We start from the raw sequence: 15,236 nt of genomic DNA, 5'->3' as shown, positions 1-15,236 counted from the left end.
ATGCTGAACGCCCAACAATTGATGTGGACGCAGATTGCCGCCGGCATCGCAGTGCTGCTGTTTGGATTGACGCTGTTCAATCTGGTCCGCATGCGGGGCCGGATGCAGGCCGCGCGGAGCTGGGACAGGGTTGAGGGCATCATCACGGTCTCCCGGGTCGACCAGCCGGCGGCGCACGCCTCGGACGATCGGAACGACGCCAAGCCCATCATCCGCTATCGCTATCAGGCCGGCGGCCAGGAGCTGGAAAGCGACAAGATCTTTGTCGGCGGCCCCGCCATCACGACGAGGGTCCTGGCCGCAAAACTGACCGGACGCTATCCGGTCGGCGCCCATGTCGACGTCCATGTCGATCCGAAGCAGCCGACCGAGGCGCTGCTGGAGCCTGCTGCCGCGCAGAACGTCGCGGCACTGGTGGCGTTCACGATGGTGTTCGGCGTCATCGCCGCCACCCTGACCGCGCATTCGTTCGCAGGCCACGTGCTCTACGCCGACAATGGCGTTCCGCTGTTCGCGTTCGCGCTGCCGATCATCGTGCTCGTGGGCGGCGTGTTCTGCGTCGCCGAGTATGTCAGGACGCGCCGGCTGGCGAGCGCCAGCCTGCGCTGGCCGACCGCGTCGGGCAGGGTCACGCGCTGCGACGTGATCGAGGAAATCATCGAGGAGAAGACCGACCACGACAACAGACCGACGACTTCAAAGCTTGTACACCGCTATCAGGTCGACCTGCGCTACGCCTACAGGGTCGGCAAGCGCGACTTCATCGGCACCGAAGTCGATTGGAACGGCACCATGATCTCCGGGCTGCGCGAGGTCGCCGCAGAGGCCGCGGCGAAATATCGTCCCGGGCAGAGTGTGAAGGTCTATTACGATCCGGACCAGCCGGGACAAGCCGTGCTCGAGCCCGCAAGCCGGGAAGGTGCGCTGGGGTCGCTGATCGGTGCCGCCGTCTGCGCGGTCGTCGGAGGCCTTTTCCTGACAATCCTGATCAAAATTGGATTTGCGTAGCGGCGCCTCTCCCTTCGCCTCTCCCCGCTAGCGGCTGGGCAATCGCATATGACGTCTCAGCGGCGCCTGAGCGAGCGCCTCGTCCTTCGAGACGACCGCTTCGCGGCCTCCTCAGGATGAGGCTCAGCTGCATCCCTCTGCGTTGAAATGCTGCCGCATACTCATCCCTCATCCTGAGGGCGCGCCGCAGGCGGGCGTCTCGAAGGATGGCCGCAGTCGAGCTTCCAGGCATATGCTTCTTCATATGCACTTGCCCTGCCCGCAAGCGGGAGAGGGAGCCCGCTGCTGATGCTGCCGCAGCGTGCACGCCAAATGCAATTGCCCTGCCGCCCGCGGAGAGAGATTGAAAAAGGCTCACCCCTTCGGCGGCGCCAGTGGCTGTACGATCTCCCGGAACGGCGCCAGCGCCTCGCAAGCGTCGGCATGCGCCGACAGCGCCGGATAGCGCACGACATCGAACAACTGCGGATGCGCCTCGCGGGTGAAGCGGACGACGCAGGCCACCGCAACATCGGCATGACCGATGCGATCACCCAGCCAGTACGGCGTCTTCACCTTGGCGCGTTCGGCCTCCAGCACGCCGAGCACGTCAGCAATCTGCGCCTCGCAGCGCTCGACCCACAGCGCAAGCTGCTCCTTCCGCAGCACCCGCTCATAGAGCAGGCTCACCGCCTTGTCGCCGAGGCCGGAGGCGAGCGCGCAGATGCGCAGGTGACGCCGCCGCCCGGCGCCGCCGCGCGGCAGCATCGCCTTCTCGAGTCCCACGAGCTCGTCGAGATAATCGAGGATGATCGTGCTCTCGATCAGCGCCTCGCCATCGTCGAGCACCAGCGTCGGCACGCGGCGCAACGGATTATAGGGCGCGATCTTGTCGGCATCGCCGAAGGTCGACCACGGCCGGTGCTCGAAGGCGAGCCCGTAAAGCCGGAGCGCAATCGCGACGCGGCGGACGAAGGGGGAGTCGTATTGGCCGATCAGGAACATGGCGAGACCTTTCGTCATTGCCGAGCTTGACCCGCCTGCGAGGCCGAAGCTCCTTCGGCGCGGCGAAGGCCGGCAATCCACCTTTCCCCAGATTAGGAAGCGATGGATGCCGGGATCAAGTCCGGGCATGACAGAGCTGGGCGCAGGTGCATGCATGATGACGCGATTTGCGATGTTAGTCCTTGGAGTCTCCGTGCTCGCCACCATCACTGCCCACGCGCAGGACCGCCCGATCGGGCTCTCGACCCCGTCGAAAAACATCGCCTGCCAATTCTTCACCGATAACGGTCAGGGCGTCCTCCGCTGCGAGATCATGAACCTGGAGACTCGCCCGCTCCGGCGCGGTCATCTCCAGATGGGTGACGACGGCAGCGATCTTCCCGTTGGGCACATCGGAATAACCGTCGGGGAGGATCACTCAGTCCCCCTCATCGCTCGCCAGCACGCCCTTCACCGCGCGCGCCCAGCCCGCGAGCTTCCGCTCCCTTGTCGCCTGGCTCATGTTCGGCTTGAAGCGATGCTCCAGCCGCCAGTTGTCGGCGAATTTGGTCGGCTCGGGATAGACGCCGGCCTGGAGACCGGCGAGATAGGCGGCGCCCAGCGCGGTGGTCTCCTGAATGACGGGACGATCGACGGGTGCGTCGAGCAGGTCGGCGAGGCGCTGCATGGTCCAGTCCGACGCGGTCATGCCGCCGTCGACGCGGAGCACGACGCTTGCCGTTTCCGAGCTCGGCCAGTCGGCGCGCATCGCGGCCCAAAGGTCAAAAGTCTGGTAGCAGACGCTTTCCAGCGCGGCGTGGGCGAGCTCGGCCGGGCCGGTGTTGCGGGTGAGGCCGAACAGCGCACCGCGCACGCGCGGATTCCAGTAGGGCGCGCCCATGCCGACGAAGGCCGGCACGAGATAGACGCTCTGCATTGAGTCCGACTGATCGGCAAGAGGTCCGGTCTCGGCGGCGTGCTTGATGATGCCGAGGCCATCACGCAGCCACTGCACCGCCGAGCCCGCGACGAAGATCGAGCCTTCGAGCGCGTAGGTGCGTTTGCCGCCGAGCTGATAGGCGATGGTGGTGAGCAGCTTGTTCTTCGAGGCCACCGGCGTGGTGCCGGTGTTGAGCAGCGCAAAACAGCCGGTGCCGTAGGTCGACTTCATCATGCCCGGGCGGAAGCAGGCCTGGCCGATGGTCGCGGCCTGCTGGTCGCCGGCGATGCCTGAGATCGCGATAGCGCCGCCGAACAGATCGGGCGTGCTCTCGCCGAAGCGGGCGGAGGAATCTTTCACCTCGGGCAGCATCGAGCGCGGCACGCCGATGATCTCCAGCAGCTCGTCGTCCCACTGGCCGGTGTGGATGTTGAACAGCAGCGTACGCGAGGCGTTGGTAGCGTCGGTGGCGTGCACCTTGCCGCCGGTGAGGCGCCAGAGCAGGTAGCAGTCCACGGTGCCGAACATCAATTCGCCGCGCGCGGCGCGCGCCCGTGCGCCGGGGACGTGGTCGAGAATCCAGGCGACCTTGGTGCCGGAGAAATAGGGATCGATAATGAGGCCGGTCTTCTGCGAGATTACAGGCTCGCGGCCGTCTGATTTCAGCTTGGCGCAGATGTCCGCGGTGCGCCGGTCCTGCCAGACGATGGCACGATGCACGGCCTGGCCGGTGGCGCGGTCCCACACCACGGTGGTCTCGCGCTGGTTGGTGATGCCGATCGCGGCGATGTCTTTTGCGGTGATGCCGGCCTGCGCGATCGCATCGCGGCAGACCGTCACGGTCGAGGTCCAGATGTCTTCCGGCTCGTGCTCGACCCAGCCCGAGGCCGGAAAATGCTGCGGAAACTCCTGCTGTGCACGGGCGGCGATCGAGATGTCGCCGCGAAACACAATCGCGCGCGAGGAGGTGGTGCCCTGGTCGATGGCGAGGACGAAAGACATGGGAGCTACCTTGGTGTTTCCCGGTGACGGGTCATATGTCGCGCCAAAGGGAGCGGATTAGGACGGGAAGGTCAAGGCTGCCGGAATCATCTTCACCTCGCCCAGCTTGCGGCTGTCGAATTCACACATATTGCGGAGGAATTTGATTGCTGATTCCGTGAGTTGAGTGATGATTCGCGGGAGCGAGCGATGTCTGGGATGGATTACGGTCTGGGTCGGTTTGGCGACGCGCGGCTGGAAAAAGGGGGGCGCATTTGCATGCGGCGCTTGTTGCACGGCCGGGCTCGTGCATCCGTCAGCTGGCGCAACGCAACCGCGCGCGTGAGATTCAGTTCACGCGCTTTCTTCGCAACGATGCAGTGACGGCAGAAGAGATCGCCGGCTGCGCGGGAGAACGCACGGCGGGGCGTGCGAGAGGCCGTGATGTGGTCGTGGCGCAGGATACGAGCGAGCTTTCGCTGGGCGGGCAGCGGGCGAAAGCGAATGGCTACGGACCGGTTGGGAAAGGCGGGGCGCTGCGTGGCCTGTTGCTGCATGCAGCTCTGGCGATCGATGCCGGCAACGGTGGGGTGATCGGCCTTGTTGATGCGAAGGTATGGAACCGCACGGGCGGCAAGGCCAAGCATCGACGGTCGCGGACAACGAAACAGAAGGAATCACAACGCTGGCTCGATAGCACGAGGCGCGCGGCGGAGGTTCTGACGGAGGCTGCGACCATCACGGTGGTATCGGACCGGGAAAGCGACATCTACGCGCACTTCGCGTTCCGTCCGTCACGGGCACATCTGATCGTGCGGGCATGCCAGAACCGGCGGATCGAGACGGGCGAGGAGGAGCAGCAGATTGATTTGCTGTTCTCTCATATCGATAGCCTGCCCGAAGCAGGTCGGCTCAAAGTCAACGTCCCCGCGGCTCCGGGACGCAAGGCACGCAGCAGCGAGCTGGCAGTCCGCTTCTCGCCTGTCGCCCTGTGCAAGCCATTGCATGGTGCGGCCGATCTGCCCGAGGCCGTCACCTTGACCATGGTCGATGTGCGCGAGACATCGACAGTGGAGGGCGGCAAGCCGATCCATTGGCGGCTGCTGACGACCCATCCGGTCACAAACCTGGTCGAAGCGCGTCGTATCGTCGATCTCTATCGAATGCGCTGGGTCATCGAAGAATACTTCCACACGCAGAAGACCGGGGGCTTCGATATCGAGGCAGCTGACATCAGCGATCCCGAGGTCATGATCAGGTTCGCCACTGCCGTCGCCGTCGCGGCCGTATCGGTGATGCAACTGGTCAAGGCACGCGACGGCACTACCGGCCAGACCCTGCTTGAAGTCTTCGAGCCTGCCGATCAATCCATCATCGATGGCCGTCTCGGCAAAGCTGGAAGGCAAGACCGAACGGCAAAAGAATGCGCACCCAAAGGGTTCGCTCGCCTTCGCTGCCTGGGTCATTGCCCGCTTAGGCGGATGGGACGGCTACTATGGCAAGCCGGGACCAAAAACCATGCGCTTGGGGCTCGAAGCCCTCCAGCGCATCAAATTTGGCGCCTCACTGCGAATGGCCGATGTGTGAATCCGATAGCAGCTTGCGGGGAGAGGTCGGAATTCAAGCGCAGCTTGAATTCCGGGTGAGGGGGCACGAACTCATCGCCAGCCGTATTCCTGGAGACAGGCCCTCAACCCCAACGCTCTCCCCGCAAGAGCGGGGCGAGGGAGTAAACCGCTTTACACCGCCGCCGTCGTCACGCCGCCGTCGATGACGATGGTCTGGCCGGTCATGAAGCTCGACGCATCCGAGGCGAGGTAGGCGACTGCGCCCGCGATTTCGTCGGGTTCGCCGATGCGGCGAAGCGGGGTGGTGGCGGTGCGGCGTTTTAGATTCGCTTCGTCTTCCCACAGCGCGCGGGCGAAGTCGGTCTTGACCAGGCCCGGCGCGATGCAGTTGACGCGGACGCCTTTCGGACCCCATTCGCCGGCGAGCGAGCGACACAGCGCGAAGTCGGCGGCCTTGGAGATACCGTAGGCACCGATCACGGTCGAGCCGCGCAAGCCGCCGATCGAGGAGATGATGACGACGGAGCCATTGCCGCGCTCCGCCATCTGCGGGATCGCCAGCGCGGAGAGCCAGATGTTGCTCTTGACGTTCGAGCCCATGATCTTGTCGAAGGCCTCGTCGGTGATGTCGAGCAGCGGGCCATAATACGGATTCACCGCGGCGTTGCAGACAAGGATGTCGATTTTGCCGTAATGCTTCGTGGCGCCCGCGATCAGCGCCTCGACCTCTGGCTTGCGCGCGATGTTGCAGGGGATGACGGTTGCATCGCCGCCGGCCGCATTGATGCCGTCGGCGACCTCCTTGCAGGCGTCGGCCTTGCGCGAGGAGACCACGACTTTTGCGCCGAGCTTTGCGAGCAGCTCGGCGGAGGAGCGACCGATGCCGCGGCTGGAGCCGGTGACCACGGCGACCTTGCCGGTGAGATCGAACGGGGTGTTTTTCATTGTCGCTGCTCCGTTGATTCCGTTTGCTTCGTCATTGCGAGCGCAGCGAAGCAATCCAGAATCTTTCCACGGAGAAAGCCTGGATTGCTTCGTCGCAAGAGCTCCTCGCAATGACGGCGTGGCCCTTAGATCAACCCGCCACCATCCGCGACGCGGCGCTGGTGGTAGTCGGTGTCGCCGAACGAGTTCTCGATCATGGTCAGGCGCTTGAAGTAATGACCGATCTTCGCCTCCATGGTCATGCCGATGCCGCCGTGGAGCTGGATCGCCTGCTGCCCGACGTACTTCAGCGACTTGCCGATCTGCACCTTGGCGGCGGCGATGGCGTTGGAGCGTTCCTTGGCGTCCTCGAAATCGGCCGCCATGGTCGCGAACATCGACATCGATCTTGCCTGCTCGGCGGCGACGAACATGTCGGAGGCGCGGTGCTGGAGCGACTGGAACGAGCCGATCGCGACGCCGAATTGCTTGCGCGTCTTGATGTACTCGACCGTGGTCTTCAGCGACTCGTCCATCAGGCCGACCGCCTCGGCGCAGAGCGCGACGCGGGCTTCGTCCACGACACGCTCGATCAGCGCGAGCGAATCATCGGGATTGCCAAGCGCCGCATCAGCCCCGACCTCGACACCGGTGAAGGTGATGTCGGCGGCGTGCATGCCGTCCTGGGTCGGGTACGACTTCTTGGTCACGCCCTTGGCGCTCGCCGGGACCAGGAACACGCCGATGCCGCTCTTGTCGCGGCGCTCGCCCTTGGTGCGCGCGGTCACGATGAGGGTATCTGCGTTCTCGCCGTTGAGCACGACGAATTTTTCGCCGTCGATGACCCAACCGTCGCCCTTCTTCTTCGCCGTCGTGGAGACGTCGAAGAGATCGTAGCGCGAATTCTTCTCGAGCTGGGCAAACGCCAGCGTCTTGCTGCCGTCGACGATGCCGGGCACATGCGCAGCCTTCTGCGCATCGGAGCCGGCATGGCGCAGGAAGCCGCCGCCGATCACGACGGTTGCGAGATAAGGCTCGAGCACCAATGCCTTGCCGAGTGCTTCCATCACGATCATGGTCTCGACGCCGCCGCCACCGAAGCCGCCATCGGCCTCCGCGAAAGGCAGACCGAGCAGGCCCTGCTCCGCGAGCTTGCCCCAGACGGCTTTGCTCCAGCCGCCCTTCTCCTTCATGTACTTCTTGCGGCTCTCGAAATCGTAGGAATCGGTCAAGAGGCCGTCGATGCTTTCCTTGAGAAGCCGTTGCTCCTCGTTCAGATCAAAATCCATGTTCTTTGCTCTCCCGGTATCGATTTCGTCATGCCGGCCTTGTGCCGGGCATCCACGTTCTTTCGGCCGCTAGGCGTAGATGGCCGGGTCAAGCCCGGCCATGACGGTGGGTGCGTGTTAATAGTGTGCGATCAAAGCCCCAGCACCGCCTTGGCGATGATGTTGCGCTGGATCTCGTTGGAGCCGCCGTAGATCGAAACCTTGCGGTTGTTGAAATAACTCGGCGCGATCTGGGCGGTCCAGTCCATGGCTTCGTTCGAGCCGTCGTCGCCGTGCACGTCGTAGGGCGCGGCGAACGGGCCGATCACTTCCATCAGCAGCTCGGTGGTGGTCTGCTGGATCTCGGAGCCCTTGATCTTCAGGACCGAGGACGCCGGATTGGGCTTGCCCTTGCCGTGCTTGCCTTCGTCGGCGACGACGCGCAACTGCGTGAGCTCGAGCGCCTTGAGCTCGATCTCGCAGGCCGCGAGCTTCTCACGGAAGGCCGCGTCCTGGATGATCGGCTTGCCCCCGGATTCGACTTTGGAGGCCAAGTCGCGGATGCGGCGCAGCCGCTCCTTGGAGACGCCGACCCGCGCGATGCCGGTGCGCTCATTGCCGAGCAGGAATTTTGCGTAATCCCACCCCTTGTTCTCCTCGCCGATCAGGTTCTCGTAGGGAACCTCGACGTCGTCGAAGAACACTTCGTTGACCTCGACGCCGCCGTCGATGGTCTGGATCGGGCGCACTGTGACGCCCTTCGACTTCATCGAGAACACGATGAAGGAGATGCCCATCTGCTTCTTCGCAGTCGCGTCGGTGCGGCAGAGGCAGAAGATCATGTCAGCGTGCTGGGCGAGCGTGGTCCAGGTTTTCTGGCCGTTGATGATCCACTTGTCGCCTTTGCGCTCGGCTTTTGTGTTCAGCGAAGCGAGATCAGATCCGGAGCCAGGCTCGGAGAAACCCTGGCACCACCAGTCGTCGACATTGGCAATGCGCGGCAAATACTGCTTCTTCTGCTCTTCGTTGCCGAAGGTGTAGATCACAGGGCCGACCATGCTGACGCCGAAGGCGAGCGGCTGCGGCGCCGGATAGGACTGCAGCTCCTCGTTGAAGATGTAGTGCTGCACGGAGGTCCAGCCGGTACCACCATATTGCTTGGGCCAATGGCTGGTGCCCCAGCCCTTCTTGTTGAGGATGCGCCACCACGTCACCATCTCGTCCTTCGAGAGATGGCGGCCCTCGACCAGCTTGCGCCGCGTATCCGGCGGCACGTTACCGCGGAAGAACTCCCGCACTTCCTCGCGAAACGCCTGCTCTTCTTTCGTGAATGCGAGATCCATCGGATCCTCCTGTGAATTACTGCAAAATCTCAAACAAGCCCGCTGCGCCCATGCCGCCGCCGACGCACATGGTGACGACCGCGTACTTCGCCTTGCGGCGGCGGCCTTCGATCAGGGCGTGGCCGGTGAGGCGCGCGCCCGACATGCCGTAGGGGTGGCCGACCGCGATCGCGCCGCCGTCGACGTTGATCTTGTCAGGGTCGATGCCGAGCTTGTCGCGGCAATACAGCACCTGCACCGCGAACGCTTCGTTGAGCTCCCACAGGCCGATGTCGTCGACCGTGAGGCCGTGACGCTTGAGCAGCCGCGGCACCGCGAACACCGGGCCGATGCCCATTTCGTCCGGCTCGCAGCCGGCGGAGACGAAACCGCGGAAGATGCCGAGCGGCTTGAGGCCGCGTTTCGACGCTTCCTTGTCGCTCATGATGACGGAGGCGCTGGCGCCGTCCGAGAGCTGGCTGGCATTGCCGGCAGTGACCGAAAAACCTTCACCGCGCACGGCCTTGAGGCCGGCGAGGCCTTCGGCGGTGGTCTCGGGCCGCGGACCCTCGTCTTGCGACAGCGTCACGTCCTTGAACGAGACTGCGCCGGTCGCCTTGTCGGTCACGGCCATTTTGGTGGTGATCGGCGCGAGTTCGTCCTTGAACTTACCGCCCTGTTGCGCGGCCGCAGTGCGGCGCTGGCTTTCCAGCGAATATTCGTCCTGCTTCTCGCGCGAGATGCCGTAGCGCTTGGCGACGATTTCGGCCGTGTCGATCATCGGCATGTAGACCTCGCCCTTGATCTCGAGCAGCGCCGGGTCCTGGGCGTGGAAGCTGTTCATCTTGTCGTTCTGCACCAGCGAGATGGACTCGCCGCCGCCGCCGACCGCGATCTCGACGCCGTCAAAAATCACCGAGCGCGCGGCGAGCGCGATCGCCTGGAGGCCCGAGGCGCATTGCCGGTCGATGGTGGTGCCGCCAACGGTGACGGGCAAACCGGCGCGGAGCAGCGCCTTGCGCGCGATATTGCCGCCGGTCGTGCCCTGCTGCAGCGCCGCGCCCATCACGACGTCTTCGACCTCCTTCGGGTCGATCTTGGCGCGCGCGACGGCTTCGCCAATGGCATGGCCGAGCAGGGTCGCACCCTCGGTGGCGTTGAGCGCGCCGCGATAGGCCTTGCCGATCGGGGTGCGGGCGGTGGAAACGATGACGGCGTCGGTCAAGAGCGACCTCCTGATACAGGCTGGGTGGCAAGTTGGGCGGATTGTGATGGTTTCTGCTGCTGACGCAACTCGTGGCGCGACAGCTTTCCGACCGGCGTGCGCGGCAGATCGTCGACGAATTCGACCTCGGCCGGCAATTCGTGCTTGCCGAGCTTGCCGGTGAGCTGCGCGCGCAAATCGTCGAGCGAGAACGGCTTTGCGTCCGACTTCAGCTTGATGAAGGCCTTTGCGGCCTCGCCGCGGTACTGGTCGGGAATGCCGAGCACGATCACCTCGTGCACGCCGGGAATGGTGTAGATCGCCTGCTCGATCATCTGCGGATAGACGTTGAAGCCGCCGGAGATGATCATGTCCTTCTTGCGGTCGACCAGGAAGAAATAGCCGTCCGTGTCGACATAGCCGATGTCGCCGGTGAGGAAGCGGCCGTCGGCAAAGGACTCCGCGGATTCCTTCGGCTTGTTCCAGTAGCCCTGGGTGACGTTCGGGCCCCTGATGCGGATCTCGCCGACTTCGCCCGGTGGCAGCACGTTCGTGGAATTGTCCAGCGAGACGACATCGAGCTCGATGCCGGGCAGCATCAGGCCGATCGAGCCGGGCTTGTCGGGACCTGTGGGCGGATGGCCGGTGCCGGGCGAGCAGGTCTCGGTCATGCCCCAGCCGCTGCGAAGCTTCTTGCCGACCTTGCGCTCGAAGAAATTTGCGATCTCCACCGGAAGCGGCGCGCCCCCGGAGCCGATCGACGCCAGCGAGGAGAAGTCACGCTTGTCGAGATCGGGAAGGGCTGCGATCGCGATCCACATCGTCGGCACGCCCGGGAAATAGGTCGCGCGCTTGATTTCGATGTCGCGCATTACTGCTTGGACGTCAAAACGCTGATGCAGCGAGATCATATTGCCACGGCTGAGCGAGGACAGCAGCACGACGGTGAGCGCGTAGATGTGGAACAGCGGCAGCACGCAGATCACGCGCTCGATGGCATCGCCGCGCGTCGCGCGCGACGGCTTGCCCCAGACGTCGTAGATCGACACCGCGGAAGTCAGATTGCCATGGGTGAGCATCGCGCCCTTGGGCAGGCCGGTGGTGCCACCGGTATATTGCAGCAGGGCGACGTCGTCGGCCGTCACGGGCGGCCACTGCGCCGGCGCGGTCGCGCCCTCGACGAAGGTCTTGAAGGTGACGATGCGGGGATCAACGGGGATCGCGGCCTGCGGCGTGCCGACCTTGCCCCAATTGTCGTCCTCGCAGACGACCAGGCGATCGATCAACCCCTTCTCCAGGAACTTCAGCGCGGTGGGCAGCAGCGCCGCGAGGTTGGACGTGACGAGCAGGCGCGAGCCGGAATCGGAGACCTTGTGAGTCAGCGCAATCTCGCCGTCGAGCGGGGAGAGATGCGCAACGCGCGCGCCGGCCTTCAGCGCGCCGAAGAAATTGACGGGGTGATCGGGCGTGTTGCCGAGGAACAGCGCGATGGAGGTGTTCTTGCCGCATCCGGCGCGCAGGAACGCGGCGGCCGCACGCTCCGCCATCGCGGCGAGTTCGGTGTAACTGATCGGACGCTCCCGGAATTCCAGCGCGATGCGCGGGCCGTACTCGGCGGCGGCTTTTGCCAGCAGGTCAGGCAGCGAGCCCTGGACGATGGTGTCGTCCCAACGCACGCCTTCGGGATAAAACTGTTCGCCGGGATGGGTCATTTCACTTCGTTATTTTGCACTGCCTGAGCAGCGGTTCCACGTAAGGCGGGCACGGACGGAACGGGCTCCCTTCCCCCTTGTGGGGAAGGGTTGGGGAAGGGGGTGCCACAAACTCTGACCTCGCCCGGGGCTGCCCCTCCCTGCCACTCCTCCGCAAGGGGGAGGAAACGGAGAGGGCGTCGCCCGGCGCAAATCATCGCGGCCACGGCCAATTCTATCAAGCCGCTTTCGACGCCGCCGCCAGCGAGGCGAAGGTCTTGCCTTCGGCCGCGAGCTTCTTCAGCAGCGGCGCGGGCTCGAGGCTGGGATCGTTGGTCTCCCTGGCATAGAAGGAGAGACGATCGGCGATGTGCTTGAGGCCGACGCTGTCGGCCCAGAACATCGGGCCGCCGCGGTAGATCGGCCAGCCATAGCCGTAGAGCCAGACCACGTCGATATCGGAGGGACGCGCGGCAATGCCTTCTTCCAGGATCTTCGCGCCCTCGTTGATCATCGGGTACATCATGCGCTCGAGGATCTCGTCGTCGCTAACGATTCGCTTCTTGCGGCCCAAACGGACCAACGTCTCGTCGATCAGCTTCTCAACTTCGGGATCGGGCAGCGCCGAGCGAGAGCCGGCTTCGTACTTGTAATAGCCCTTGCCGGTCTTCTGGCCGAAGCGACCGGCTTCGCAGAGCGCGTCCGCGATCTCGGACTTGATGCCGCGGTCCTTGCGCGAGCGCCAGCCGATATCGAGGCCGGCGAGGTCGCCCATCGCGAACGGGCCCATCGGCATGCCGAACTTCGTCACCACGGCGTCGACCTGCTGCGGCAAGGCACCTTCGAACAACAGCTTCTCGGACTGCTTGCCGCGCTGGGCGAGCATGCGGTTGCCGACAAAGCCGTCGCAGACGCCGACCACGGCCGGCACTTTCGCAATCTTGCGCGCGATCGAGACAGCCGTCACAAGGGCGTCCGGCGCGGTCTTGTCGGCGCGCACGATCTCGCACAGTTTCATGACGTTGGCGGGCGAGAAGAAGTGCATGCCGAGCACGTCCTGCGGACGCTTGGTCGACTGCGCGATCTCGTCGATGTTCAGGTAGGAGGTATTGGAGGCGAGCACGGCACCGGGCTTGACGTATTGGTCGAGCTTGCCGAACACTTCCTTCTTCAGCGCCATGGTCTCGAACACGGCTTCGATGACCAGGTCGGCATCGCCGACGTTCTCGATGCCGACGACGCCGTTGATCAGCGCCATGCGCTTGGCGGGCGCATCCGCCGGAATGCCGCCGCGCGCCGCGGTCGCTTCCCAATTCTTCTGCATGATGCCGAGGCCGCGCTTGAGCTGCTCTTCGCCGGTCTCGATCAGGGTGACGGGCACGCCGGCATTGGCAAACGACATCGCGATGCCACCGCCCATGGTGCCGGCGCCGAGGATGGCGACGCGGTTCACGGGCCGCGACTTGGTGCCTTCAGGCACGTCCGCGATCTTGCTGGCCTCGCGCTCGGCGAAGAAGGCATAGCGCTGCGCCTTGGACTGATCGCTGGCGACGAGCTTCAGGAAGCCCTCGCGCTCCTTCTTCAGACCTTCGTCGAACGGTAGGTCAATGGCGTAGCCGACGGCGTCGGCCGCCGCGAACGGCGCTTCCAGGCCGCGCGACTTCTTGGTCATGGCGGCGACGGCATTGGTGAAGATCGAGCGATCGGCCTTGGCCGCAGCGATCTTGGAATCGTCGTCACGCAGGCGGCGCAGCGGGCGCTTTTCGGCCAGCAGCTTTCGCACGAAGGCTTCGCCTCCGGCAGCCGGGCCCTCGACGATCTCTTCGATCAAACCGTTTTTCAGCGCTTCCGCCGCACCGATCGGATCACCGCCGACGATCATCTTGACCGCAAGCTCCGGTCCGACCGCGCGCGGCAGGCGCTGGGTGCCGCCTGCGCCCGGCAGCAGGCCGAGCTTCACCTCGGGCAGGCCGAGCTTGGCTTCTTTCGCCGCGACGCGAAAATGACAGGCGAGCGCGACCTCGAGGCCGCCGCCGAGTGCGGTGCCGTGGATCGCGGCAACGACCGGCTTCGGCGAGTTCTCGATCTCGGAAAGCACGTCGTTGAGGGCGGGCGCCTTCGGCGGCTTGCCGAATTCGGTGATGTCGGCGCCGGCAATGAAGGTGCGGCCGGCGCAGGTCAGCACGATGCCCTTGATCGCGGTATCGGCGATCGCGGCCTTGATGCACTCCAAAATACCGCCGCGAACCGCGGCACTCAGCGCATTGACCGGAGGGCTGTCGACCGTGACGATCCCGACTTCGTCATGACGCTCAAGCTTGACCACTTCGCTCACGGTGTCCCTCCTTGCTGGGGTAACTTTGTTTGATTTCGCATCGCGGAATTTAATTCCGCATCTTGACGGCAGGGTTATTTTGAAGCACGTGGCTTGTCAACGACTCCGCGCAAGAAGCAGATCAGGGATGAAGCGTACAGGAAAGAAGACCGCGACCGATCGGAATTTCGTCGTCGCGCTTTCCCGCGGACTAGACGTATTGCGCGCATTCCAGCCCAGCGACGGACTTCTTGGCAATCAGGAAATCGCGGCCCGCACCAACCTGCCCAAACCGACCGTTTCGCGGCTGACCTATACGTTGACGAAGCTCGGTTATCTGACGCCGGTTCCCCGCTTCGAGAAGTATCAGCTTGCGCCGGCTGCGATGGCGCTCGGCTACGCGGCGCTATCCAATCTCGGCGTTCGGCATTTGTCCGAACCGTTCCGCGAGGAAATGATGCGCGCGACCGGCGGAGCCGTCGCGATCGGTGGCCGCGACCGCCAAAGCATGATCTATTTCGGGCAGAGCCGCGGCAGCGAGACGGTCGGCGTTCAACTTGACGTCGGCTCCCGCGTGCCGATTGCAACCACCGCGATGGGCCGCGCCTATTTCTGGGCGCTGAACGACGACGAGCGTGCCGAATTGTTGCGCGATCTGCGCGAGCATTACGGCAGCCGCTGGCCCAAGATGCGCGACGGACTGGAACGTTCCGGCGAAACAATCGCAAAGCACGGTTTTGCGACTTCGGTCGGCGACTGGCATGACGACATCGGCGCCGCCGGCGTCGCGCTCAAGCTCAATGACGGAACCGGTCCCTACGCATTCAATTGCGGCGCGCCCGCATTCCGCTTCACGGAAGAGCGTTTGATCAACGACATTGGACCGCGTCTGCTTGCGATGGTAAGGAACATCGAAGCGGCGCTCGGGGGTCTGATGCCGCATTCCAAAAAAGACGTCAGCAAAAAGCTGAAATCAGGAGGAAAAGTTGCGCGTGTGGTCGAGGGGATCAGATAACCTTTGTGATCATCAGGAGCGGTTCGTATCGCCCCTTC

Annotated in this window: 11 protein-coding genes and 1 pseudogene; 3 read left to right on the top strand and 9 right to left on the bottom strand. The window is 64.3% G+C overall.

Annotated elements, in window-relative coordinates; all coding sequences use genetic code 11:
• The gene (locus ACVWYI_RS06550; protein ID WP_456661542.1) at nucleotides 1-1,008 is read left to right on the top strand and encodes a DUF3592 domain-containing protein; all 1,008 of its coding nucleotides are present in this window, start codon (nucleotides 1-3) and stop codon (nucleotides 1,006-1,008) included.
• A 354-nt stretch (nucleotides 1,009-1,362) separates the two neighbouring features.
• Here ACVWYI_RS06550 and ACVWYI_RS06545 read toward each other — a convergent pair whose 3' ends face one another.
• The 3 genes and pseudogenes from ACVWYI_RS06545 to glpK form a co-directional block, all read right to left on the bottom strand.
• The gene (locus ACVWYI_RS06545; RefSeq protein ID WP_456664485.1) at nucleotides 1,363-1,992 is read right to left on the bottom strand and encodes a glutathione S-transferase family protein; all 630 of its coding nucleotides are present in this window, start codon (nucleotides 1,990-1,992) and stop codon (nucleotides 1,363-1,365) included.
• Nucleotides 1,993-2,332: 340 nt separating this feature from the next.
• Nucleotides 2,333-2,410, bottom strand: a pseudogene (locus ACVWYI_RS06540) (GNAT family N-acetyltransferase); the annotation flags it as partial.
• A complete protein-coding gene (glpK, locus tag ACVWYI_RS06535; RefSeq protein WP_456661541.1) occupies nucleotides 2,411-3,913 on the bottom strand; it encodes a glycerol kinase GlpK in 1,503 nt (500 codons plus the stop codon).
• A gap of 254 nt (nucleotides 3,914-4,167) precedes the next feature.
• Between glpK and ACVWYI_RS06530 the strand changes: the two genes are divergently transcribed.
• Nucleotides 4,168-5,538: an IS4 family transposase gene (locus ACVWYI_RS06530; protein WP_456661540.1), complete on the top strand. Its 1,371-nt coding sequence runs from the start codon at nucleotides 4,168-4,170 to the stop codon at nucleotides 5,536-5,538.
• Nucleotides 5,539-5,631: 93 nt separating this feature from the next.
• Here ACVWYI_RS06530 and ACVWYI_RS06525 read toward each other — a convergent pair whose 3' ends face one another.
• The 6 genes from ACVWYI_RS06525 to ACVWYI_RS06500 all read right to left on the bottom strand — a co-directional run bounded on the left by ACVWYI_RS06525 (nucleotide 5,632) and on the right by ACVWYI_RS06500 (nucleotide 14,204).
• Entirely contained in the window at nucleotides 5,632-6,405 is a 774-nt protein-coding gene (locus tag ACVWYI_RS06525; RefSeq protein ID WP_354103069.1) for an SDR family NAD(P)-dependent oxidoreductase, read from the bottom strand.
• 125 nt (nucleotides 6,406-6,530) lie between these two features.
• Complete coding sequence (pimD, locus tag ACVWYI_RS06520) at nucleotides 6,531-7,673, bottom strand: pimeloyl-CoA dehydrogenase small subunit (RefSeq protein ID WP_456661539.1); 1,143 nt, start codon at nucleotides 7,671-7,673, stop codon at nucleotides 6,531-6,533.
• 131 nt (nucleotides 7,674-7,804) lie between these two features.
• Nucleotides 7,805-8,995, bottom strand: a complete 1,191-nt coding sequence (gene pimC / locus ACVWYI_RS06515) for a pimeloyl-CoA dehydrogenase large subunit (protein WP_354103071.1) — start codon at nucleotides 8,993-8,995, stop codon at nucleotides 7,805-7,807.
• Between the two features lie 16 nt (nucleotides 8,996-9,011).
• On the bottom strand, nucleotides 9,012-10,199 hold the full coding sequence (locus tag ACVWYI_RS06510) for an acetyl-CoA C-acyltransferase (RefSeq protein ID WP_354103072.1): 1,188 nt from the start codon (nucleotides 10,197-10,199) through the stop codon (nucleotides 9,012-9,014).
• Nucleotides 10,196-11,890 (bottom strand): dicarboxylate--CoA ligase PimA, encoded by a 1,695-nt coding sequence (gene pimA, locus ACVWYI_RS06505; RefSeq protein WP_456661538.1) that lies wholly within the window; start codon nucleotides 11,888-11,890, stop codon nucleotides 10,196-10,198. Before pimA ends, ACVWYI_RS06510 begins: the two co-directional genes overlap by 4 nt.
• Before the next feature lie 217 nt (nucleotides 11,891-12,107).
• Nucleotides 12,108-14,204 (bottom strand): 3-hydroxyacyl-CoA dehydrogenase NAD-binding domain-containing protein, encoded by a 2,097-nt coding sequence (locus ACVWYI_RS06500; RefSeq protein WP_456661537.1) that lies wholly within the window; start codon nucleotides 14,202-14,204, stop codon nucleotides 12,108-12,110.
• Nucleotides 14,205-14,331: 127 nt separating this feature from the next.
• Between ACVWYI_RS06500 and ACVWYI_RS06495 the strand changes: the two genes are divergently transcribed.
• The gene (locus ACVWYI_RS06495; RefSeq protein ID WP_247343920.1) at nucleotides 14,332-15,198 is read left to right on the top strand and encodes an IclR family transcriptional regulator; all 867 of its coding nucleotides are present in this window, start codon (nucleotides 14,332-14,334) and stop codon (nucleotides 15,196-15,198) included.
• Nucleotides 15,199-15,236: the final 38 nt, after the last annotated feature.

The organism is Bradyrhizobium sp. LB13.1 (assembly GCF_054056815.1).
This window is presented reverse-complemented; position numbering and strand designations above follow the sequence as displayed.

Bases quoted from the DNA above. Each gene is read 5' to 3' on its own strand.
- ACVWYI_RS06495 (WP_247343920.1), top strand. From the start codon at position 14,332: ATGAAGCGTACAGGAAAGAAGACCGCGACCGATCGGAATTTCGTCGTC.
- glpK (WP_456661541.1), bottom strand. From the start codon at position 3,913: ATGTCTTTCGTCCTCGCCATCGACCAGGGCACCACCTCCTCGCGCGCG.
- ACVWYI_RS06525 (WP_354103069.1), bottom strand. From the start codon at position 6,405: ATGAAAAACACCCCGTTCGATCTCACCGGCAAGGTCGCCGTGGTCACC.
- ACVWYI_RS06550 (WP_456661542.1), top strand. From the start codon at position 1: ATGCTGAACGCCCAACAATTGATGTGGACGCAGATTGCCGCCGGCATC.
- pimD (WP_456661539.1), bottom strand. From the start codon at position 7,673: ATGGATTTTGATCTGAACGAGGAGCAACGGCTTCTCAAGGAAAGCATC.
- pimA (WP_456661538.1), bottom strand. From the start codon at position 11,890: ATGACCCATCCCGGCGAACAGTTTTATCCCGAAGGCGTGCGTTGGGAC.
- pimC (WP_354103071.1), bottom strand. From the start codon at position 8,995: ATGGATCTCGCATTCACGAAAGAAGAGCAGGCGTTTCGCGAGGAAGTG.
- ACVWYI_RS06545 (WP_456664485.1), bottom strand. From the start codon at position 1,992: ATGTTCCTGATCGGCCAATACGACTCCCCCTTCGTCCGCCGCGTCGCG.